A 19,859-nucleotide genomic window follows, 5' to 3' on the forward strand; every position below is an offset into this window, starting at 1 on the left:
GAACATCCGCGGGGAGGTCGGCGGCGACCGGCACGACCGGCCACCGCCTTCGCCGTGGTGCTACGGGGTCGGGACGCGGGCCAGGCACAGGGCGCGTTGGCGGCGCAGCTCGGTCACGTCGGCGTCGGGCAGGGCCAGGGCGCGGTCGAAGTCCCGGATCGCCGCGTCGGGGTCGTGCCGGGCGGCGTGGGCGATGCCGCGGTTGAGCAGGACGTCCGGGTCGTCGCCGACGAGTTCCAGGGTGCGGGTCAGGTCGTCCGCGGCGGCGTCCGGCCGCCCGGCGCGGAAGTGGGCGACGGCGCGGTTCACGAGCGCCGCGGGGAAGCGGGGGTCGACGGCGAGCGCGGCGTCGAGGTGCGCCAAGGCCTCGGCCACGCGGTCGCGTTCCAGGGCCGCGGTGCCGCGCAGGGCGAGCAGGCGTGGTTCGTCGGGGCGCAGCCGCAGCCCGGCTTCGGCGTCCGCGTCGGCGGCGTCCGGGTCGTCCATCGCCAGCGCGAGCTCGGCCCGGCTGAGCCGGGTGTCCACGTCGTCGGGCTCCATCTCCAGCACGTGGTCGAAGTCGGCCAGCGCGCCCGCCACGTCACCGACCTCCAGCCGCGCCGTGCCGCGGTTGTAGTACAGCTCGGGGAACGGCGGGCCCAGGCGCACCGCCCGGTCGTAGTCGGCCAGCGCCGCCTCGAAGTCGCCGCGCCTGCGGTGCAGCTTGGCGCGTTCGCTGAGGTAGTCGGTGTAGCGCGGGTCCAGCTCGATCAGGCGGGTGAAGCCCTCGAGCGCCTCGTCCACCCGGCCCAGCGCGGCCAGCAGGCGGGTGCGGTTGTAGAGCAGCTGGGAGCGGTGCAGCGCCCAGTCGCCCTCGCCGAGCTCCTCGTCCAGCCGCGCCATGCCGTCCTCGACCAGGCGCAACGCGCGGTCGAGGTTGCCCCGGTGCATCTCCACCAACGCCAACCCGTTGGCCTGGAACACCTCGTACGTGCGGCGCTCGGCGGGGTCGGGCAGGAGCGAGGCGAGCGCGTGGGCGTTGTTCTGCCAGCCGATCGCGGCCTCGTGGTCACGCGGCTCGAAGAACCTCGTGTAGAGCATGGCGATGCTGTAGCTCGCGATCATGTGCACCTTGGGGTCCAGGAAGCGGGCCCGCAGGTCCAGGTACAGGGCCAGGGACTCGTCGTGACGGTCGAGCGCCACCAGCGCCGACGCCGCGTGCTGCGCGAACCGCAGGTACTGCCTCGGGTGCGCTCGCGGGTCGGTGACCGCACGGCCCCGTTCGCCGAGGTCCACCACGGCGGCGGAGAACCCGGTCCCGACGCACGCGCGGAACGCCCGGTCCAACGCCTCGCGGCCCGCGCCGCCCGGGTCACCGCCGCGTTCCCGGTGGAACGTCAGCGCGCCGATCACCACCCCTTGTCCCGCACCCGGTTCGAGCTGGTCGGCGCGCTCGTCGTGCAGCCGGCGCACCAGGGCGGGGTCGGCGTCGCGGTAGGCGGCGATCTCGGCCGGGTCGTCGCTCGTGCCGTCGGAGCGCACGTACGCCCGCGTCAGCTCCTCCGGCGCGCGCGAGTCCGGTCCGACCGGACTCACCTGGCACGTCAGCGTTTCCGCGAGCACGTCGGTCAGCTCGCCGGCCAGGTCGCCGTCGGCGGCGGACACCACCACGCGGGCCAGCTCGGGCGGGCAGCGGCGGGCCAGCAGCGCGATGAACTCGACCGTCGTCGGCTCGGCGGCGTTGACGTCCTCGAACACCAGGCACAGCGCGGGCAGCCCGGCCCGAGCCCGGGCGCGGGCGTGCGCCACCAGGAACGTCACCACGCCCTGGCTCATGCAGCGCACCATCTGCGCACCGTAGAACCGGGTGCGCTGGTCGAACGGCGCCTCGTCGGCCAGCGTCGGCGGCGGTGGCCCGATCAGCCCTGCCAGTTCCGGGATGCCGTGGAGCAGTTCGCCCCGGTGCGCCTCCACCAGTTCGGTCGAGGCGTGCGGCAGGACGGCGCGCAGCAGGTCGTCCACCCCGGTGTACGGGCCGCGCAGCCGTCGGTGGCAGCCCACCACGACCGGGTGCGCGCCGGCGAGGACACCGGTCAGGAGCCGCCGCCGGTCGGCCCGCCGACCGCCGCGGACGAGCAGGTGCGTGGTCATACCCGTTCTCCTTCCGGGATCGGCGCCGGGGACGCGGTGCGCCGCTTGCGCCGGGCCAGGTGCGCCACCAGCACGAGCTGGCCGACGTTGATCGCCAACGAGACCACCGCGTCCCAGAAGTACAGGTCGTAGTGGCCGGCGGTGAGGTTGCGGCCGATGATCTCCGCGTAGGTCAGGACGATCGGCAGCGAGCCGAAGACGGTGAGGGCGAGCATGACGGCCACGCCCAGCACGACGAACGGCCCGTACCAGCGGCCCGCCCGGCGGTCGTGCCCGGTCCAGCGGTCCTCGTCCACCAGCCGGTCGGGCCGGCCCAGCAGCCGCCACAGCCGGTTGCGCAGCAGGGCCACGCTCGCGTCGTGCAGGTCGTGGCAGCGCAGGGCGGTCGCGAACACGTAGTACAGGTCGGTGCGCAGGTAGAGCTGGAACTGCCAGACCAGCCGCATCACCACGGTGAAGCCGAGGGCCACGCACATCGCGCCGAACCACGACAGTCCCCCGCTCGCGGCACGGGTGACGTGGGCCAGCAGGCCGAGCGCGGCCAGGACCACCACGTCGATCGCCATGCCGGACAGGAACGGCAGGTAGCGCTTGGCCGCGGGCACGCTGAACAGGCCGTTCATGCTGGTCTCGAAGACCACGTACAGGTACCGGTTGCTCATGCCGAGCCTGCTGGGCAGCCCCAGCCTGCGCCCGGCGAGGGTGTGGTAGCCCTCGTGCAGGAAGATCAGCGGCAACTGGCCGAACGTGATCACCAGCTGCACCACCAGGGTCGAGCCGGTGAAGAAGAACTGGCCGGGATCGGGCACCACGTCGGCGTGCTCCGCGCCCACCACCAGCCAGGCCGCCGTGACGGCCGCGTAGAGCAGCCACGCCGCCGGCGAGAACACCGCCCGGCCGAGCCACCCGAAGCGCACGGGTCCGGTCACGACGGCGTCGCCGCCCTCGCGCACGAAACCCAGTTCCCGCACGGCTTCGAGGAAGTCGTCGACGTCCACGGCCTCGCCGAACTCGGCCTCGTACCACCGCGCCGCCGCCTCGGGGCTGTGTCCCTCGGTCATCCGCCGCAGCAACGCCGCGCCGTCCGCGGGCAGCACCGCGTACGCGCCGGTGTCGAGCCGGCCGACCACGACGTCCTCGCCCTCGGGGACGAAGCTCAGGTCGTGGAACAGCACCGGTGTCCCGCCCATGTGGCACCCCTCCCGACGCGGGAAGGGCCGCGCGCACGCGGCGCGCGGCCCCGGTCCGTCAGACCTCGACGCTGTACGGGCACTTGCAGGTGGCCGTGGTGAGGCGCACGTCGCCCGTCCGCCGGACGGTGATCTTCTTCATCTTCGTGGTCGTCTTCATGGGATCCTCCTCGGCCTAGGTGGCACCGCCCGGCTGGCGCGGCACGGAATTCCTAACACCCGGCGAGATCGTTTCGCGGTGTTCAGAACGACTCCGGAACAACCGCAGAACAGCGGTGACGACCGTTCGGCAAATTGTCCGTACGCCAGCCGGACGACCACACGACTGAACGGCTCACACCCCGTCCGAACGCATTCCTCCGTTCGCCGAAGCGCTTTTCCGGCGGACACCCGTTCAGCCGATGTCCCACCCGTGTCCCCGTGTCAGGATTCATTCCCTCCTGCCGCCGGTGAATGGAGGCACCCTCGTGCCGGACCACGACAGACCGAGCGCGGGCAGCGACCCCGCGACCCTGCTCGGCCGCGAACTGCTGCGACTGCGCACCGCCCGCGGACTGTCCCTCCGCCGCCTGGCCAGGCTCCTGGGCATGACCGCGCACAGCGGCCTGGTCGACTACGAGCGCGGCCTGCGCATCCCGCCCCGCGATCTGATGTCGGCCTACGTCCGCGTGCTGTCACCGCAGGACGACGGGCTGCTCGCGATCTACCGCGCGGCGCTGGACAGCCGGGCCGCCCGCCGGGTGGCCGCCGTGCTGCCGCTGACGCCCGTGCCGTCGCCGAGCCGGGCGGACCACCTGGCCCAGCACCACGTGCTCACCGGTCTGGCCCAGGCGCTGGAGAACGTGGCCGACCAACTGCGCGCCCTGGCCGCCGGGTTCGCTCCCACCACCGACGTCGTCGAGGGAACCGGTTCGTGACGTCGATTCCCATTCACCGGAAATCCGACTTCCGCGGCTTCGCACACCGGAATGCTGCACGGATCGCACGAACCGGAAGTTCGTCACGATGGTCGCGCCCGCGTTCCGCCTGGCGACACTCGAGGACACCGGTGTCAGACGATCACGGGGTCGAACTCGCCGACGAACCCGGTCGACGTGGTGCCGGGGTGGAACAGGACGTACCGGCGAGGAACATCGCGGCACCGGCCGCCGGGAGCGTTGTCGGTTCTGCGGCGCAGCGCTTCGCCTGTGGCCGCGTTCGTGCCGATCGCCACCTGCTGGTCCCCCTGGACCACCCACACCTGCAACCCGGGGTCGGGTGATCGCGTTCCGCCGGTCGGCCCGGGTCAGGTCGTGCCCGGGTGCGGGCCGACGTACTCCCGGATGGCGTCCACGGCGGAGACGCCGTGCACCTCCTCCACCGCGTTCGCCGCCGCGTGGCACGTGCGGAAGCGCTGGAACGGGGTCAGGCCGAGGCGGCTGATCTGGAGGTAGGTGCAGTTGAGCAGGAACCGGTGGCGCAGCAGCGCCGGGTCGTTGAGCACAGCCGCGCGGTAGGCGCGGTCGCCGACCACCAGCGCGTGCACCGGGGCGGTCGGCAGGGTGGCGGGCGGTTCGGCGGGCAGCGGGCGGAAGACCAGGCCCCGCTCGACGAGCGGGGCGACGCGGCGGTCGTACTCCCGGCACAGGGCCACCCATCGGCGGGCGTACGGCGCGGCGCGGTCCGAGCCCGCCAACACGGCGCCGGCGCGGGCCAGCAGGGCGTCGTGGCGGGCTTCGCAGTGCGCGTCGAACGCCGCGCGGACCGCGTCCGGGTCGCCGCACGAGGACAGGAAACCCTCGGCGTGCGCGCGGTAGGACGCGAAACCGGCGGCGACGGGGGCGTCGGCGGCCACCGCGGTGGCCAGCACCAGCTCCAGCGCGATGAGTTCCTTGACGTCGAGGCCCGCGCGGGCCCGGTCGAGCATCCGGAACAGCAGGTGCGTGCCGTCGGCGGCGAAGGAGGCCATCAGCTCGCCGGTCTCCGCGCTGCGGATCACGTGCGCGCGGGTGTCGTAGGGGTGCTCGTGGATGCTGTTGTCGGGGAACCACGGGAGGAGCGGCCCGGGTTCCCGCTCCCGCCGGGCCAGCAGGCGGTGCTGGGCCAGGTCGTGCTCCAGGTCCGGCTCGGCCGTGGACGGGTGCGCCGCCAGGTAGTCGCCGATGACGGCGTCCACGCGGGGCCGCACGACGTCCGACCACGTCCGCGGGTCGGTCTTGGCGAACAGGCGCACGTGCGGACCCTGGCGCCAGTGCCGGGTGAGGTAGACGGCGTCCACCCGGGAGCGGATCTGCTGGAAGAGTGGGCGGATCCCGTCGAGGATGAGGCGGTCCTTGTCCGGCTCGTAGTAGTAGACGTGCACGCAGTGCCAAGCAGCGCGGGTGTCCTGGTCGGGGCGTCGCGTCGGAACGGTCACAGCGGGGCCACCTCGTCGTGCAGCTCGGAGAGGGTGCGGGCGGTGAGCGACGCCAGACGGGTCTCGGTGGCCCCGGCGAGGCCGAGCCGGTTGCACAGCAGGTGCGCGCAGCGCAGGACGACGTACGGGACCACCGGGTCCTCGGGGCGCAGGGCGCGCGCCAGGCCCGCGAACGGCGACAGTGCGTCCACGGGCGTGAAGTCGCCGCGGGCCCGCAGCCCGGTCAACGTCACGTGCAGGGTTCGGACGGACAGCCACCAGGCCGCGAGCGGGGCGGCCGGCGCGGGGTCGTCCGGCGGGTGCGTCCACAGCCGCCGGGTCTGGTCCAGCAGGTCGTCCCGGCGCCGCGGGTGCGGCGCGGAGGGCCGCCGGGTGGCGGCCCGCACCGCGGCGAAGCGTGCGGCGGCCCGTTCCAGGTCGGGTTCGCACGCCCCGAGGGCGAGGGTGAGCATGGCCAGCGCCGCACCGGCCCGGCGGTCGGGCGGCGCGGCCAGCAGGCGCGCGGCCAGGCGGCTGGACTCGGTGAAGTGCCGTTCGACGGCGTGCAAGGCCCGGCCGTCCCCGTAGGCGTGGTGCTCGGGCTCGTAGGCGGTGAACTCGACCGTGTCGACCGGCCGCAGCCGCCGGTCCCACCGGGTCAGGCGCTCGTCCTCGGCGCGGCGGCGGGCGGCGGTCTCGTACTCGCGCTGGGAGAGGTCGTCGGGCGGCGACGGGTGCTCCGCCAGGTGCCGCGCGCACGCCCGCGAGACCGCGGCCCGGACCAGACCAGGGTCGGCCCGGGCCAGCAACCGCAGCCGCACGTGCGGCCCGCCCTCCCAGCAGCGCAGGAAGAACCAGTCGCGGACCTTCCCGCTGCGGGACAGCTCCTCGCACAGCGGCGCGACCGCGCGCGTGACGAGGAGGTCCTGGTCGCCGCGGTGGAAGACGTGCGCGCCGACCCACTCGCGGTCCGGCTCAGCCATGCCGGCACGCCACCGACGGCTCGGCGGCGGACCCGGTGCCGCGGCGTGGGCGTTCGGGGACGGCGGTGGGCGGCAACGGTTCCCTCCAGGCGCTCCGGTCAGGCCACGGCCGCGCAGCCGCCGCAGTGGTCGTCGCAGTCTTCGGGGCCCAGGCACAACCCGCCGCTGGACGCGCCCAGCTCGGTGAGCCCGTGCCCCTGGGTCAGCTCCTCCGGACCGACGGCGGGCACCGCGCCGAGCGAGTCGGGGTCGTCGGCCCACGGCACGGGCGTCGGGACGGTCATGGCGGACCACTTCCGGGATGTCGGATCGCGGACACCTCCCAGTGCAGCACGACCCCATCCGGACCAGCGCGGAAACCACTCGTGCGGGTCACCGCAGCGGATCTCGCGACCCGCACGCCCCGTGGTCGCCGGGTCTCACCACCGCGCTGTCCGTCACCTGGCCGGGGTGGTGTGCCGGGCCCCGGCAGGTCACGGGCAGTCAGCCACGCCGCCCCGGACCGGGCTACCGGGTCGGGGAGTCCCCGGAAGCGGGAACGACGGCCGGTCCCGCTGGGGTGCGCGCGGAACGCCCAGGTCGGGTGGGGTCCGCACAGTCGACCACCGCCGGGCTCCCGGCGGCGCGGGAGGACTCCGCGCGGAACTCCACCGGGCCCGCCGGAACCGGCGCATCCCGCCGGCGCGGTCGCCGTGTGCCGCTCGGTCGATCACCGTCCACGGCGTGGCGGCGGGTGACGGCGGTGATCGTCGGCCGCGGCCGGCACGTCGGCACGCGTCGGTGAAGACCTCCCACATGGTGAACCGCCCTGGTCGGGGCGCGGGGCCGGGTGCCGGCATCGGTGCGTGCCACCAACCTCGCTCCACATCGGACAGACGACCTCGCCCGACCGGGAGCCCGGGGTCGACGTGCCGGAGTTCCGGCGGGTGTTCCGCCGGCACCCGGCCGGCGTCGTGGTCGTCACGGTCGACGCCGAGCGCGGCCCGGCCGGGTTCACCGCGACGTCGCTGACCTCGGTGTCCGCCGAGCCGCCGCTGGTCTGCTTCGGCATCTCGGCGGGATCCTCCAGCTGGCCGCACGTGCGCGACGCGGCGAGCGTCGTCGTCAACTTCCTGGGCGCGCACCAGGAGGACGTTGCCCGGCGGTTCGCCACCCGCGGTGTCGACCGGTTCGCCGCGCCGACCCGCTGGCGTCGCCTCGCCGGCGGCGAGCCGGTCCTGGACGGCACGGCGGGCTGGCTGCGGGCCGAGGTGGAGGCGCTCGTGCCGGTGGGCGATCACCACCTCGTGCTGGTCCGCGTCACGGCGACCGACCTGCGTGACGCCACCCCTCCCCTGCTCTACCACGACGGCCGCTACCACTCCCTGCACGGCGAACGGCGCTGAGGACGGCCAGTCCACCGGTCCGGGTGAACCTGACGGTCTGCGTTGGCGGGGTCCCGTCGTCGCCGGCGACGCTGGGCACGGACCGAGCCGAAGGGTGAGCCGTGCGCACTGGAACGAGGACCACGCCGTCGCCCTCGTCGGCGTCGCCTGTCGGCCGCCCGGCGGGATCGACGGGCCGGACGCGCTGTGGCAGGCGTTGGTCGACGGCCGTGACCTGGTGGGCGAGGCGCCCTCCGACCGGTTCGACCTCGAGCGGTTCACCGACCGGGAGCTGCCGCGGCCCGGCGAGGGCTGCACCACGGCCGGCGGCTACCCGGACGACCTGGCCTCCTTCGACGCGGCGCACTCCGGCATCTCGCCGATGGAGGCCGGGCAGATGGACCCGCAGCACCGGTTGCTGCTGGAGCCGGCCGCCGAGGCGCTGGACGACGCCGGTCTCGCGCGGGAGTCCCTGGCGGGCAGCGACACGGCCGTGTTCGTCGGCATCTCCGACAACGCCTACGGCGGCCTGCGGATGATGGACCCGCGCGGGATCGACGCGTACATGATGTCCGGCGGGTGAGCGGCGGCTTCACCCGCCGGCGGCGCTCGTGCCCGTTCGCCGCCGGGGTGCTCACCGCGGCCGCGGGCGGAGAACTGGTGCTCGTGGTCGGCACGGCGCCGGGCTCGTTGCGGTTCGCGGGTGCCGGCCACGTGGCTGCTCGCCGGCGTGCTCGTCGTCGCGGACGCGACCCTGCTGTTCGAACCTCGGCGGTTCCCTGCTCGGCTTCCTGCTCGCGGTCACCGGCGGCGCGCTCGCGCCGTCCTGGGTGCCCGACCGCGCCGCGCCCTCGACGGAAGGCTCCGCATGAACGACTCCCGGCTCCGGCAGGCGGTGTCCGGCAAGACGGTCCTGCTCACCGGGACGGCGCGCGGTGTCACCGACGCCGTGACCCGGCACCTGACCCGGGCGGGCGCGCACGTCCTCCTCGTCGCGCACCCCTCGCACCGGCCCACCGGTGCGACTCCGGTCTACCGGGCCGACCCGGCCGCCCCCGCCGCCATGCGCGGGCTGGCGGAACGGCTGCTCGACGAGCACGACCGGCTCGACGTCGTGATCCACGCCGCGGGCACCCCGCCCCGGCCGGCGTCGTGCCGCGGCGTCCAGCACGCGATCAACACCCACTACGTCGGCCCGTCCACGCTCATCCGCGGCCTGCTGCCCGCGTTGCGCTCACGCGGCCCGGCGCACCTGATCACCGTGCTGCCCGCGCACATCCGCCTGCCGCTGCCGTGCCGCTGGGGCAGCCACCGCGCGTCGAAGGCCGCGTTCGACACGTGGTTCCGCGGTCTGGCCACGAAGACGCGCGACCGCGACCTGACCACGACCACCGTCTACACCGGACTGGTCCGCGCCGACCCGGTCGCGTTGATCTGTGACGCCATCACCCTGCGGCCGCGCCAGATCGCGCCGTGGTGGCTCCGGACGACCGGCGCAAGCCGCCTCGGCCGTTGAGCGGAACGCCCGCGAAACGAGACGTCGATTTCGGGGGGCCGACCGAGCCGCCGCGGCTGGGCTGAACAGCGCAACGCGACCGTGGCGCGGTGCGCGCGCCGCCGCGGTTCCGCCACGCGGACCGCGGGCCGATCGCGCACTTCACCAGCACGCCCGGCCGTTCGCGCGCGGGCCGACGGACGTGCCCGGCCGCCGTCGCGGCACCGGCGAACGGCCGCACGCCGCGCGGCGCCACCGGTCGGCGACGCGTCTCGATTGCCTTGCCAACGGAATCGGTGCGAAGCACACTGCTGAACGTTTCAAGCCGGTCACCGGGTGGAAGTGCCCGGTGGGACAACCCCGACGGCTGGAACCGCCGCCCACCGACACCGCCACCACCGCGTTCTTCAGTTCCCCGGAGGTCCGGTCCATGAAACGAAGGCAGATGCTCGCGAGCGCGGCCGCCGCGCTGACCCTGGTCGCCGCCGCCGTGGTCGCCGTCGGCACCGCCCAGGCCGACAGCGGCGTGAAGGTCATGCCGCTGGGCGACTCGATCACCGACGGCTTCAACGTGCCCGGCGGCTACCGCGTCGACCTGTGGCGCAAGCTCGTCGCGGGCGGCCGCACGGTCGACTTCGTCGGGTCGATGACCAACGGCCCCACCAGCCTCGGCGACCGCAACCACGAAGGCCACTCGGGCTGGACCATCGCCCAGATCGACAACAACGTCACCAACTGGCTGCGCACCTACACCCCGCGCACGATCCTGCTGCACATCGGCACGAACGACATGTACGGCGGCGACCCGGGCGGCGCGCCCCAACGCCTGTCGAACCTGGTCGACCGCATCACCACGCTGGCACCGGACGCGGACCTGTTCGTCGCCACGATCGTGCCGCTGTCCTCGGGTGACGCGACCGTGCGGGCGTTCAACTCCACCATCCCCTCCATGGTGCAGAGCAAGGTGAACGCGGGGAAGAAGGTGCACCTGGTCGACATGTACCGCGCGTTGACCACCGCGGACCTCGCGGACGGCGTGCACCCGAACGCCGGTGGTTACTCGAAGATGGCCACGGTCTGGTACAACGCCCTGCTGTCCGTGCCGGGCAGTGTCGGCGATCCGACCACGACCACCACCACTTCCACCACCACGACGACGACCACTCAGCCTGGTGGTGCGGCGTGCACGGCGACGTACCGCGTGGTCAACGCGTGGGGCGGCGGTTACCAGGCCGAGGTGAAGGTGACCAACGCCGGCACCACGTCCCTCAACGGCTGGACGGTCCGCATGACGCTGGCGTCCGGCCACGCGGTCAGCAACCTGTGGGGCGGCGTGAACACCGGCACCAGCGGGGCCGTGTCGGTGAAGAACGCGCCGTACAACGGATCCCTCGGCAGCGCGGCGTCGACCACGTTCGGCTACGTCGCCAACGGCCCGAACTCCACCGCGCCGAGCGAGGTGACCTGCACCAGCCCGTGACGGAACCGGTCCGGGCACCGCACGGGTGCCCGGACCGACCCCGATCGCCGGTCGTCGGGCCTCAGGTCAGCGTTGTGTTGGACCATCCTGCGGCAGCGATCGCGTCGATCTTGATGAACTGGAGCAGTGTTCGACCCGACTGGAAGTCGAAGCCGCAGCTGAGCGTGACCGTCCCCGGCGCGGGGAAGACGTGGTTCACGGTGAGCACTATGGGCATGTTGGGCGTCACGCCGTCGAATGTGACGATCGAGCGGTCCCAGTCGCCCTGGGAGTCCAGCACGCAGCGGATCGTTCTGGCGTAACCGCTGTTGTCCACGGTCGTGAACGCCCCTGCCGGAACGTTCAGCCTCCCCACGACGACCTGCTGGTTGGCCCCGGTCGAGAGCAGGAATTCGGTCTTGTACCCGGCGAACACGTCTCCGGGAGTCGCCATCACCCGAACCGGCCCCTCCGGCTGCGATGACCTCGCGGCCGGTGCCGCCGAAGTCAGCATCGGAACCGCGACCGCGAGCAGGTACATGAGCGGTCGTCGCACGTCTCCCGCCATTGCCCCTCCATCGTCCACATGCCGAAACTCTTCCGCGGGGATCAGGGGACGACGGTCGCGTAGATGCCACGACCGAAGGTGGCCGCCACGAGTCGGTGGTGTCGGCCGTCGTACTCGATGTCGTCCACCGCGACCCTCGGCAGGCCGTGCCCCAGTCGCAGCCAGTGCCCGGCCGCGAGCGCGTTGCCGACGAAGACGCCCTGGTCGGTGGCGAGGTAGAGCTGCCCCAGGCGGCCGAGCACGACGTCGTTGACCGGCGCGGACGGGAGGTTGCCGGAGATGTCGGACCAGCGCGCGCCCGCCGAACGGGTCAGCAGCACGTGGGCCTGGTCGGAGCCGGACCGGTAGCCGGACAGCGTCACGTACGCCGTGGCCGGGTCGCGCTCGGACACCGCGATCCGGGTCACCCACGGTTGGCCGTCGAGCACCTTCGCCCAGGTCGCGCCCAGGTCGCGGGTCAACCACACGCGGCCGTCGTCGGTGCCGGCCCAGATCGTGCGCGGGTCGGACGGCGCGGCGGCGACGGTCGTGATGGTGCCGTACGGGTAGGTGTCCCGGCCCGGTCCGCCGGTCAGGTCGGGGCTGATCGCGGTCCACGTCACGCCGTTGTCGACCGACCGGTTGAGCCGGTTCCCGCCGTAGTACAGGACGTTCGGGTCGGACGGGTCGAACTGCACCGGCGTGAACCAGTTGCGGCGGTCCGCGGTGGTCGCCGGGGTGAAGTAGGCCATGGTGGACCCGCCGTCGGTGGAGCGGAAGCAGTTGCCGTACTGGTAGCAGGCGAAGACGTTGTCCTTGTCGCGCGGGTTGATGATGTTCTCCTCGCCGTCACCGCCGAGGTACTCGTTGAACGCCGGGCCGCCCCACGAGCGCAGCGAACCGTTGTCCTGCGTGCCGCCGGAGACGCGCGTGACGTCCTGCGGGCTGATCGCCAGGCTGTAGAACTGGGTCCACGGCTCGTGCACGGCCTTCACCCAGCCGCCGTCGCCGTCGGCGTCGGACCGGTACACGCCGCCGTCGTTGCCCAGGTACGCCCGGGCCGGGTAGCGGGGGTCCCAGACCATCGCGTGGTGGTCGACGTGGATCGAGGTGTCGTCCGCGGTCCACGTCGCACCGCCGTCCTTGGTGGTCAGCAGCGGGACACCGGCGACGTGCACGTGCCGCGCGTCGTCCGGGTCGACCCAGACCTTGCCGAACCACCAGCCGAAGCTCGACTGCGAGGACCTGAGCACGTCCGGTTCGGGCAGGCGGGTCCAGCTGTCGCCCGCGTCGGCCGAGGTGTGGAAGCTCGCGAACGGGCCCGCGGTGCTGTTGACGATCACGTACAGCCTGCCCGGCTCGGACGCCGAGACGCCGAGGCCGATGCGGCCGACGTCGGGCCCGGCGGGCGGCAGGCCGCCGGCGAGCCGCTGCCAGGTCAGGCCGCCGTCGACGGAGCGGTACACGCCGGAGCCCTCGCCGCCGTAGGTCCGCTCGACCGGGGTGCGCCGGTGGTCCCACAGCACCGCGTACACGCGTTGCGGGTCGGTCGGGTCGAGCTGCACGTCGACCGCGCCGGTGAACTCGTTCGGCACGTCGAGCACGCGCCGCCACCCGTCCCCGCCGTCGGTGGACAGGTACACGCCGCGGTCGCCACCCGGGTTGTAGAGCGAGCCGTTGGCAGCCACGAACAGGCGCTTCGGGTCGGTCGGGTCGATCGCGATGCCGCCGACGGCGCCGGAGTCGCGCAGGCCGACGTTGCGCCACGTCGTGCCGCCGTCCGGGGAACGGTAGACACCGGTGCCCTCGTAGGTCACGCTGCCGCCGCCCGGGTTCGGCTCGCCGGTGCCGACGTAGAGCGTGCCGTCGCCGGCGGCGGCGACCGCGCCCATGGCCTGCGTGGCGTTGTCCGGCCACGCGGGCGCGAACGTGCTCCCGGCGTCGGTGGACCGCCACAGCCCGCCGCTGGCCGCGGCGGCGTAGACGGTGTCGGGCCGCCGCGGGTCCAGGGCGAGGCTCACGATCCGGCCGCCGATGTTCGTCGGGCCGATCGAACGCCACGGCGCACCGGCCGCGGGGATCCGGTCGGCCTCGGCGGCGGCCAGGTCGTGCGCGTGCCGCGGGATGGTGTCGCCTCGGACGGCTTTCTGCAGGAACCGGTGCTCGGCCGGTGCCGACGGGCCGCGCACGGGCCGGTACTCGCCGGGCTGACCGGTGCCCGGCGGGTCGGCCAGTGCGGGTGCGGGTAAGAGCAGCGTCAACGCGCCGGCGACGACCAGCAGGCGGCGAACTCGCATCGGGAACCCCCAGGGCGGTGGACCACGGCAAGGCCGTGGCGGACGCTAGGGGACTCGACGGTGCGCACGACACCGATGATCGTGGGTGGTTCTTGACCGTTGACCCCGATCACCGGTTCACCCGGTGTGGAGCGTCAGCCCGTACACCGCCAGCGGTTCGGAGATCGGCTGGACCCACGTCGTCCCGCCGGACGTGCAGCTGCCGGACCCGCCCGACACCAGGCCCACCGCGCGGACCACCGAGCCGGAGCCGGGGTTGGTCACCACGGGCGCGCCGGACGCGCCGGCCTCCGGGCACATCGACGTCCGGATGAGCCCGCTGACGCAGCCCTGCGGGTAGCAGACGGTCTGGTTGAGCCCGGTCACGCCGCCGCACCGCCAGCCCACGACCGGGCTGGAGTAGCAGACCGACGAGCCGACCGGCGGGGTCGTGGAGCCGGTGATCGTGACGTCGGGGCCACTGGCGTGTCGGTCGATCAGCGGCGTGGACACCGCGGCGGTCGACGCCACCCGGATCAGGCCGTAGTCATCGGCCGGGAACGAGGAGCCGACCGCCGGGCCGATGTAGCCGCCGACCCCGTGCCACTCGCTGCCCGTGGCGACGCAGTGCCCGGCGGACAGGATGAAGCGGTTCGCACCGGACCGGGCGTTGAAGCCCAACGTGCACCGGGTGCCGCCGCTGGTGATCGGCTGCCCGCCGATCAGGTCCCACACCGGGCGCGGAGCTTCCGCGACGTGCTCGACGGTGACGGCGCCGACGCCGAGGCCGCGCGCCCACTCGGCGACGCCCGTCGCGTCGCCGTGCACCGACACCACCAGCGCCTCGGTGGCCGGGTCGGCGTACCAACCGGTGACGGCGGCGGGCCGGGACGCCGCGCCCCGCTCCAGCCGTTCCCCGGTGGCGGGTGCGCTCGACACCGGCCCGGCCGAGGCGAGCACGAGACCGGCCGCCAGCACGGCCGCACCCACTCGACGTGCGAAGGTCATGGCTGCACTCCCTCCCGGGACGCGACGGTAGCCACGACGGGAGCCGCCGGGTAGCGACCGTTCGTGGACGTCGGCCACCGGGCCCCGACCGGACCTACCCTGGTCGGGTGGGGATCGCGATCCTGTGCGCGCTGACCGGGGCCGTGCTGAGCGCGGTGGGCGCCGCGTTGCAGTTCCGCGGCGTCCGGGACGTCGGCGACCTCACCGTGCGCAGGTTCACCCGGCTGGCGGGCAGCCGTCGGTGGCTGCTCGGGTTCGCGGTGCTGTTCGTCGCCGCGGCGCTGCAGATCCTGGCGCTCGCGTTGGCGCCGGTGACGGTCGTGGCTCCGCTCGCCGTGCTGTCGCTGCCGATCATCGCGGCGATCGGCGTGCGCCGGGTGACGCGGGGGTTCGCGGTGGCCGTGATGGCGGCGACGGGCGGCGTGGCCACGTTCGTCGCGCTCGCCGCCCGGTCGGCCGTGGCGACGGATGTGCCGCCCGCGGTGGCGCTGCGGGCCGGGCAGGTCGTCGCCGGTGCGGTCGGCGTGTTCGTCCTCGTCGCGGCCCTGCGCAGCGGGACGGCCCGTGCCCTGGCGCTGGCCGCCGGTGCGGGTGCGGCGTACGGCCTGGTCGCCGTGCTGGTGCGGGACGTGGCCACCTCGCTGCCGCGAGTGCCGTGGGTGTCGTTCGTCGGGTTGGCGCTGGCGTTCCTGGTCGGCGCGTCGCTGGTGCAACTCGGTTACGCGAGCGGCCCGGCCGACCTCGTGGTCGCCGGGCAGACCGTGGTGAACCCGATCGTCGCCGCCTGGATCGGCATGGTGCTGCTGGACGAGACCCCGGACGCGGGCCGCGGCACGCTGATCGCCTTGGTCACGAGCGCCGCCGTGTCGCTGACGGGTATCGCCGCCATCGCCCGCTTCCACCGGCGCCGGCCGGCCGGGCAGGCGACCACCGGTCACCCGTGATGATCACGAGCGGGGCGTTCGCGCGGGACCGTCGGCTACTCCGGGTCCATCCCACCGGCGCCGGCCGTGCCCTCGGGGGTCGACTCGTCCGGTGTGGTGTTGGCGGAGTCCGCCTGCTCGTCGGCGTAGGTGGGCCGCGAGTGCTCGTCGGCGAAGTCCGGCTCTTCCTCCATCGCGGCCGCGGTGACGGGGTCGGGTTCCGGTGTGCTCATCGCCATGGTGTATCCCTTCGCTGACGGCCCAAACCAGCAGGGGAGATCGTGCGCATCGGGGTGTTCTACGACGGGACGTGGTTCGCCTACCTGAGCGACTACTACGCCACCGCCCATCCGCGGGCGGCGCGGATCGCGCTGGACGGCCTGCACGACGCGTTGCGCTGGTACCTGCACACCGAGACCGGGACCGCGTTCGAGGACTGCCTGGTGCACGAGGCGCACTACGTCCGCGGCCGCATCGAGACGCCCGCGGCGTCGTTCGACGCGGCCCTGGCCGCCGCCGGCGTCACCCGGCACGACCTGCCGCTGCACGGCGGCAAGGAGAAGGGCGTCGACGTCCACTTCGCACTCGAGGCGTGGGAGCTCGCGACCACCGTGCCGCTGCGGTGGGTCGTGCTGATCACCGGTGACGCCGACTTCACGCCGCTGGCCACCCGGCTGACCGGGCGCGGCGTGGGCGTGGTGGTGCCGGTGGTGGACGACCGGTCCACCGATCAGGTGCCCGAGCGGGTGCCGCGCACCGCCGCGCCGCTGCGGGCGGCGGCCACCCTCACCCCGACGTTCGACGACCTGTTCGCGCCCGGCGACCGCGCCGGCTACCCGTTGCGCCGGCCGTTCGTGCGGTCCGGCGAGGTGGTCGCCTCCCCCGCCGGCGCGCCGCGCGGCCGTCGGCGGGGGACGGTGACCGGTTGGAAGGCCGGGCAGCCGCACGGGTTCATCACCGACAGCCGCGGCAACTCCTGGTACGCCTCGCGCGACGACCTGCCCGTGGGGGTCGCGATGCTGCCCACGGGCACGCCCGTGTCGTTCACCGGGTCACCGGTGCCCGCGCCGGGCCGCAAGTACCCGCGGGCGGAGTCCATCCGGTTCGAGTGACCACCGGTGCGCGGGGACGGCTCCGCGCACCGGTGGGACCGGTCAGCTCGCGGACCGCGGACACCGCCGGGGCGGTGTCCGCGGTCCGCGACGACGCCGTGAAGCCGAACGAGGTGCTGCCGCCGGCGGCGAGGGTGCCGTCGTAGCTCGCGTCGCGTGCCGTCACCGTGGACCCGTTGCTGGCGATCGCGGCGTTCCAGGCGCGCATTGCGAACGGCTGCCCGTCGGCCCCGACGACCAGCAGCGCGGCTCCGATCAGGGCGATCCTGCTTCTCATGGCTGTTCGACACCTCATTGAGTCGACGTCCGTCCCGCTCCCAGGCCTGGGAGCGCTCCCAGCGATGTTGTCGCTCCGTGACACCCGAGAAGGACGCCATTGGTGATCGGAGGGAACTTAGGCGGTTCACGCCCCGGTCGCCGCACTTCCGACGTCGAGGTCGAGTTGCGCAAAGGTCGCAGTGGGTGACCATCCGATGGACCGACGACTGGGAGCGATCCCAGAATCCCGCTATGTTCGAGCCGTGATCTCCGAAGCGGACGCCACCGCCACCTCCTCCTGGCCGGAGCTGCCCGAGGTCGCGCGGGGCGTGCTGCTGGAGGTGCTGATCCACGGCCCGCTGTCCCGGGCCGAGATCGCCACCCGGCTGCGCCTGTCCCGACCGACCCTCACCCGCGTGACCAAGGCGCTGGTGGCACAGGGGTTGCTGGTCGAGGGCGACACGCGACCACGCGCGTCGGCCGGCCGCCCGTCCGAGATGCTGCACGTGCGCGGACCGGCCCACCGCTTCCTCGGCGTGAAGCTGACCGCGGACCGGCTGTTCGCCGCCGTCACCGACCTGACCGCCACCTCGCTGACGACGGTCGAGGAGCCGCTGCGCTCGGCCGCGCCGGACGACGTCGTCGCCCGGATCGCGGACGTCGCGCGCCGGTTCCCCGGTCTCACGGGCATCGGCGTGACGCTCGGCGGGGTGGTGCTGGACGGGCTGGTGGCGCGGGACGAGCTCCTGCGCTGGACCGACGTGCCGCTGAAGGCGGCGGTGACCGGGGCGACCCGCGTGCCCACCGCGGTGGACAACGACGTGCAGGCGCTGACCGCCGCCGAGCACTGGTTCGGTCCCGGCGCGGGTCTGACGTCGCTGGCGGTGATCACCGTCGGCGCGGGCGTCGGCACCGGGCTGATCGTGTCCGGCGGGCTCGTCGCGGGCTCGCACGGCCTGCCGCCCCACTTCAGCCACACCCTGGTCGACGCCGCCGGCCCGCAGTGCGGCTGCGGCCGGCGCGGCTGCGTCTCCAGCTACCTGATGACGCACGTGATGCTGCGCCGGCTGCCGGGCCGGCCGACGTACGCCGAGGCCTTGGACCGGGTCCGCGCCGGCGAACCGCACGCCCGGCAGGTGTTCGACGAGGCCGGCTACGCGCTCGGCGTGCTCATCGGCACGGTGGCCAACGTCATCGACCCGCAGAAGGTCCTCCTGACCGGTGACGGCCTGCCGCTCTACGAGGTGTCGGCACCGCTCGTGCACGACGGCATCGAGGACACCTACGAGGACGACCCGGACCTGATCGACCTGGACGTGCGGCCGTTCGACTTCAGCGAGTGGGCCCGCTCCGGCGCCGCGCTCGCGATCAAGGCCACCATCACCGGATCCATCACCGACCGCCCGCGTGCCGCACCACGTCAAGCGTTGCTCAGCAGCCCTTCGAACACCGCACGCGCCTCACCGCCGGGCCGGATGCCGAGGTCCGCGTCCAGCACCCGCCACAGCCGGTGGTAGACGTCGATCGCGCCCACCCGGTCGCCCAGGTGCACCAGGGCGCGCATCAGCAGCACCTGCAACGACTCCCGGGTCGGGTGGGCGGACGCGTGCGGTGCGAGGAGGTCGACGGCGTCCTCCCACGCGCCCAGCGCGACCTTCGCCGTCGCCAGGTGCTCCACGGCGGCGATCCGGCGTTCCCGCCACAACGCCGCCACCGCCGTGGCCGGACCGGAGGGCACCAACCCGACCAGGCCGTCCACCGGCCAGCACCCCAGGGCAGCCGTCAGCGCGGTGGCCGCGCCGCAGGGATCGCCCTGCCGCAGGCACGTCACACCGCGGCGCAGCAACCCGCCCGCGCACAGCACGTCCACGGCCTCGGCGGGCACGTCGAGCCGGTAGCCGTGGCCGACGTGGACCAGCAGCCGGGAGAAGCCGGCGTTCGCGGTGTCCAGGCAGCGACGCAGCCGTGACGCGTACAGCTGGAGGTTCTTGAGCGCGCTGCGCGGCGGTTCCTTCTCCCACAAGTAGTCCATCAGGCGCTCTGTGGACACGGCCGACCCCGCGTCCAGCGCCAGCGCGGTCAACAACGTCCGCGACTTCACCCCTCCGGGCACCACGTCGGCCGCCCTCGGCCCGCTCACGGCGGGCCCGCCTAACAGCCGGACGTCGATGTCCCGTTGCACGCGCGACGTCGAACAGATCGACACCCCGGATCTCCCCACGTCGAACCCGATCATCCACCGCACACGGTAGGTCGTGGTCCGAGGTGTGCTGCGGGACGCCGAACGCCGGGGAGCACCGGACGGCGCAACGCATACCGGACGTATACCGCCAGGTGGAAGCGTGCGGCCCGACGCCCGAGCCGCGGACCGGCGCCCCCGGTGACCGCACCGCACCTGATTCGGAGAACCGCAACGGGGTGCGATCCGGTCGCCGGGCCCGACCCGGACGGGCCGACCAGCACCACCCGACGCGGCGGCCGACCGGTCCGCCGCGCCCACCGGAGAAAGGACGTGACCGATGGACCTGACCTTCGACGACTCGGAGCTCGACCTCGGCGACCTGGCCGTCACCGCGATGCGTGACGCGGTGGCCCTGCCGGAGACCGGCGCCTCGGCGGCGGCGTGCTCGTGCAGCGGCACCTCGTGCTGTTGCTGCCAGCAGCCGGAGCTGCCCGCGCAGGGCTGAGTCGAGCCGGAGCCGGGGGCGTCCGCACGGGCGCTCCCGGCCCGCAGCGGAGG

21 protein-coding genes are annotated in these 19,859 nt (G+C 73.9%); 9 read left to right on the top strand and 12 right to left on the bottom strand.

What is annotated here, in order from left to right:
• Positions 1 to 60: 60 nt before the first annotated feature.
• A complete protein-coding gene (locus tag FHX81_RS04810) occupies positions 61 to 2,130 on the bottom strand; it encodes a tetratricopeptide repeat protein (RefSeq protein ID WP_141975414.1) in 2,070 nt (689 codons plus the stop codon).
• Complete coding sequence (locus FHX81_RS04815; protein ID WP_141975416.1) at positions 2,127 to 3,320, bottom strand: hypothetical protein; 1,194 nt, start codon at positions 3,318 to 3,320, stop codon at positions 2,127 to 2,129. Before FHX81_RS04815 ends, FHX81_RS04810 begins: the two co-directional genes overlap by 4 nt.
• A 467-nt stretch (positions 3,321 to 3,787) precedes the next feature.
• Between FHX81_RS04815 and FHX81_RS04820 the strand changes: the two genes are divergently transcribed.
• A complete protein-coding gene (locus FHX81_RS04820) occupies positions 3,788 to 4,237 on the top strand; it encodes a helix-turn-helix domain-containing protein (protein ID WP_170231931.1) in 450 nt (149 codons plus the stop codon).
• 134 nt (positions 4,238 to 4,371) lie between these two features.
• Here the strand turns inward: FHX81_RS04820 and FHX81_RS04825 are convergent, their stop codons facing one another.
• From FHX81_RS04825 to FHX81_RS40305, 4 genes are all read right to left on the bottom strand, one after another.
• On the bottom strand, positions 4,372 to 4,554 hold the full coding sequence (locus FHX81_RS04825) for a hypothetical protein (RefSeq protein WP_141975420.1): 183 nt from the start codon (positions 4,552 to 4,554) through the stop codon (positions 4,372 to 4,374).
• Between the two features lie 51 nt (positions 4,555 to 4,605).
• Entirely contained in the window at positions 4,606 to 5,715 is a 1,110-nt protein-coding gene (locus FHX81_RS04830) for a thiopeptide maturation pyridine synthase (RefSeq protein ID WP_170231932.1), read from the bottom strand.
• Entirely contained in the window at positions 5,712 to 6,677 is a 966-nt protein-coding gene (locus FHX81_RS04835) for a thiopeptide-type bacteriocin biosynthesis protein (protein ID WP_170231933.1), read from the bottom strand. The genes FHX81_RS04830 and FHX81_RS04835 overlap by 4 nt, the downstream gene beginning before the upstream one ends.
• A 98-nt stretch (positions 6,678 to 6,775) precedes the next feature.
• Complete coding sequence (locus FHX81_RS40305) at positions 6,776 to 6,961, bottom strand: hypothetical protein (RefSeq protein WP_170231934.1); 186 nt, start codon at positions 6,959 to 6,961, stop codon at positions 6,776 to 6,778.
• A gap of 561 nt (positions 6,962 to 7,522) precedes the next feature.
• On the opposite strand from FHX81_RS40305, the gene FHX81_RS04840 reads away from it, so the two are divergent.
• The 4 genes from FHX81_RS04840 to FHX81_RS04855 all read left to right on the top strand — a co-directional run bounded on the left by FHX81_RS04840 (position 7,523) and on the right by FHX81_RS04855 (position 11,016).
• Entirely contained in the window at positions 7,523 to 8,062 is a 540-nt protein-coding gene (locus tag FHX81_RS04840; RefSeq protein ID WP_211363377.1) for a flavin reductase family protein, read from the top strand.
• Positions 8,063 to 8,156: 94 nt separating this feature from the next.
• The gene (locus FHX81_RS04845; RefSeq protein WP_141975426.1) at positions 8,157 to 8,624 is read left to right on the top strand and encodes a beta-ketoacyl synthase N-terminal-like domain-containing protein; all 468 of its coding nucleotides are present in this window, start codon (positions 8,157 to 8,159) and stop codon (positions 8,622 to 8,624) included.
• Between the two features lie 285 nt (positions 8,625 to 8,909).
• Positions 8,910 to 9,557 carry an SDR family NAD(P)-dependent oxidoreductase gene (locus FHX81_RS04850; RefSeq protein ID WP_141975428.1) on the top strand — a complete coding sequence of 216 codons (648 nt, stop codon included), beginning with the start codon at positions 8,910 to 8,912 and terminating at the stop codon, positions 9,555 to 9,557.
• Positions 9,558 to 9,966: 409 nt separating this feature from the next.
• Positions 9,967 to 11,016, top strand: coding sequence for a cellulose binding domain-containing protein (locus FHX81_RS04855; protein ID WP_141975429.1), 1,050 nt, complete (start codon positions 9,967 to 9,969; stop codon positions 11,014 to 11,016).
• Positions 11,017 to 11,077: 61 nt separating this feature from the next.
• Here FHX81_RS04855 and FHX81_RS04860 read toward each other — a convergent pair whose 3' ends face one another.
• The 3 genes from FHX81_RS04860 to FHX81_RS04870 all read right to left on the bottom strand — a co-directional run bounded on the left by FHX81_RS04860 (position 11,078) and on the right by FHX81_RS04870 (position 14,826).
• The gene (locus tag FHX81_RS04860) at positions 11,078 to 11,536 is read right to left on the bottom strand and encodes a hypothetical protein (RefSeq protein WP_141975431.1); all 459 of its coding nucleotides are present in this window, start codon (positions 11,534 to 11,536) and stop codon (positions 11,078 to 11,080) included.
• A gap of 68 nt (positions 11,537 to 11,604) precedes the next feature.
• Complete coding sequence (locus tag FHX81_RS04865) at positions 11,605 to 13,839, bottom strand: WD40/YVTN/BNR-like repeat-containing protein (protein ID WP_141975433.1); 2,235 nt, start codon at positions 13,837 to 13,839, stop codon at positions 11,605 to 11,607.
• Positions 13,840 to 13,956: 117 nt separating this feature from the next.
• Positions 13,957 to 14,826 (bottom strand): S1 family peptidase, encoded by an 870-nt coding sequence (locus tag FHX81_RS04870; RefSeq protein WP_141975435.1) that lies wholly within the window; start codon positions 14,824 to 14,826, stop codon positions 13,957 to 13,959.
• A 107-nt stretch (positions 14,827 to 14,933) separates the two neighbouring features.
• On the opposite strand from FHX81_RS04870, the gene FHX81_RS04875 reads away from it, so the two are divergent.
• Positions 14,934 to 15,770 carry a DMT family transporter gene (locus tag FHX81_RS04875; RefSeq protein WP_141975437.1) on the top strand — a complete coding sequence of 279 codons (837 nt, stop codon included), beginning with the start codon at positions 14,934 to 14,936 and terminating at the stop codon, positions 15,768 to 15,770.
• A gap of 35 nt (positions 15,771 to 15,805) precedes the next feature.
• Here the strand turns inward: FHX81_RS04875 and FHX81_RS40310 are convergent, their stop codons facing one another.
• A complete protein-coding gene (locus FHX81_RS40310; RefSeq protein WP_170231935.1) occupies positions 15,806 to 15,982 on the bottom strand; it encodes a hypothetical protein in 177 nt (58 codons plus the stop codon).
• A gap of 48 nt (positions 15,983 to 16,030) precedes the next feature.
• Between FHX81_RS40310 and FHX81_RS04880 the strand changes: the two genes are divergently transcribed.
• Positions 16,031 to 16,861 (top strand): NYN domain-containing protein, encoded by an 831-nt coding sequence (locus FHX81_RS04880; RefSeq protein WP_246107632.1) that lies wholly within the window; start codon positions 16,031 to 16,033, stop codon positions 16,859 to 16,861.
• Here FHX81_RS04880 and FHX81_RS04885 read toward each other — a convergent pair.
• Complete coding sequence (locus FHX81_RS04885; protein ID WP_141975441.1) at positions 16,794 to 17,156, bottom strand: cellulose binding domain-containing protein; 363 nt, start codon at positions 17,154 to 17,156, stop codon at positions 16,794 to 16,796. The genes FHX81_RS04880 and FHX81_RS04885 overlap by 68 nt on opposite strands.
• A 226-nt stretch (positions 17,157 to 17,382) precedes the next feature.
• On the opposite strand from FHX81_RS04885, the gene FHX81_RS04890 reads away from it, so the two are divergent.
• Entirely contained in the window at positions 17,383 to 18,636 is a 1,254-nt protein-coding gene (locus FHX81_RS04890; RefSeq protein ID WP_246107633.1) for an ROK family transcriptional regulator, read from the top strand.
• On the opposite strand, the gene FHX81_RS04895 is transcribed toward FHX81_RS04890, so the two are convergent.
• Entirely contained in the window at positions 18,540 to 19,325 is a 786-nt protein-coding gene (locus FHX81_RS04895; protein ID WP_170231936.1) for an AfsR/SARP family transcriptional regulator, read from the bottom strand. The genes FHX81_RS04890 and FHX81_RS04895 overlap by 97 nt on opposite strands.
• 313 nt (positions 19,326 to 19,638) lie before the next feature.
• Between FHX81_RS04895 and FHX81_RS04900 the strand changes: the two genes are divergently transcribed.
• The gene (locus FHX81_RS04900) at positions 19,639 to 19,806 is read left to right on the top strand and encodes a thiazolylpeptide-type bacteriocin (protein WP_141975446.1); all 168 of its coding nucleotides are present in this window, start codon (positions 19,639 to 19,641) and stop codon (positions 19,804 to 19,806) included.
• Positions 19,807 to 19,859: the final 53 nt, after the last annotated feature.

The organism is Saccharothrix saharensis, assembly GCF_006716745.1.
In the GTDB taxonomy this organism is placed as follows: domain Bacteria; phylum Actinomycetota; class Actinomycetes; order Mycobacteriales; family Pseudonocardiaceae; genus Actinosynnema; species Actinosynnema saharense.

Excerpts from the sequence above, each read along its gene's own strand:
- FHX81_RS04815 (WP_141975416.1), bottom strand. The coding sequence starts at position 3,320 with ATGGGCGGGACACCGGTGCTGTTCCACGACCTGAGCTTCGTCCCCGAG.
- FHX81_RS04850 (WP_141975428.1), top strand. The coding sequence starts at position 8,910 with ATGAACGACTCCCGGCTCCGGCAGGCGGTGTCCGGCAAGACGGTCCTG.
- FHX81_RS04900 (WP_141975446.1), top strand. The coding sequence starts at position 19,639 with ATGGACCTGACCTTCGACGACTCGGAGCTCGACCTCGGCGACCTGGCC.
- FHX81_RS04870 (WP_141975435.1), bottom strand. The coding sequence starts at position 14,826 with ATGACCTTCGCACGTCGAGTGGGTGCGGCCGTGCTGGCGGCCGGTCTC.
- FHX81_RS04860 (WP_141975431.1), bottom strand. The coding sequence starts at position 11,536 with ATGTACCTGCTCGCGGTCGCGGTTCCGATGCTGACTTCGGCGGCACCG.
- FHX81_RS40310 (WP_170231935.1), bottom strand. The coding sequence starts at position 15,982 with ATGAGCACACCGGAACCCGACCCCGTCACCGCGGCCGCGATGGAGGAA.
- FHX81_RS04855 (WP_141975429.1), top strand. The coding sequence starts at position 9,967 with ATGAAACGAAGGCAGATGCTCGCGAGCGCGGCCGCCGCGCTGACCCTG.
- FHX81_RS04835 (WP_170231933.1), bottom strand. The coding sequence starts at position 6,677 with ATGGCTGAGCCGGACCGCGAGTGGGTCGGCGCGCACGTCTTCCACCGC.
- FHX81_RS04865 (WP_141975433.1), bottom strand. The coding sequence starts at position 13,839 with ATGCGAGTTCGCCGCCTGCTGGTCGTCGCCGGCGCGTTGACGCTGCTC.
- FHX81_RS40305 (WP_170231934.1), bottom strand. The coding sequence starts at position 6,961 with ATGACCGTCCCGACGCCCGTGCCGTGGGCCGACGACCCCGACTCGCTC.
- FHX81_RS04885 (WP_141975441.1), bottom strand. The coding sequence starts at position 17,156 with ATGAGGTGTCGAACAGCCATGAGAAGCAGGATCGCCCTGATCGGAGCC.
- FHX81_RS04810 (WP_141975414.1), bottom strand. The coding sequence starts at position 2,130 with ATGACCACGCACCTGCTCGTCCGCGGCGGTCGGCGGGCCGACCGGCGG.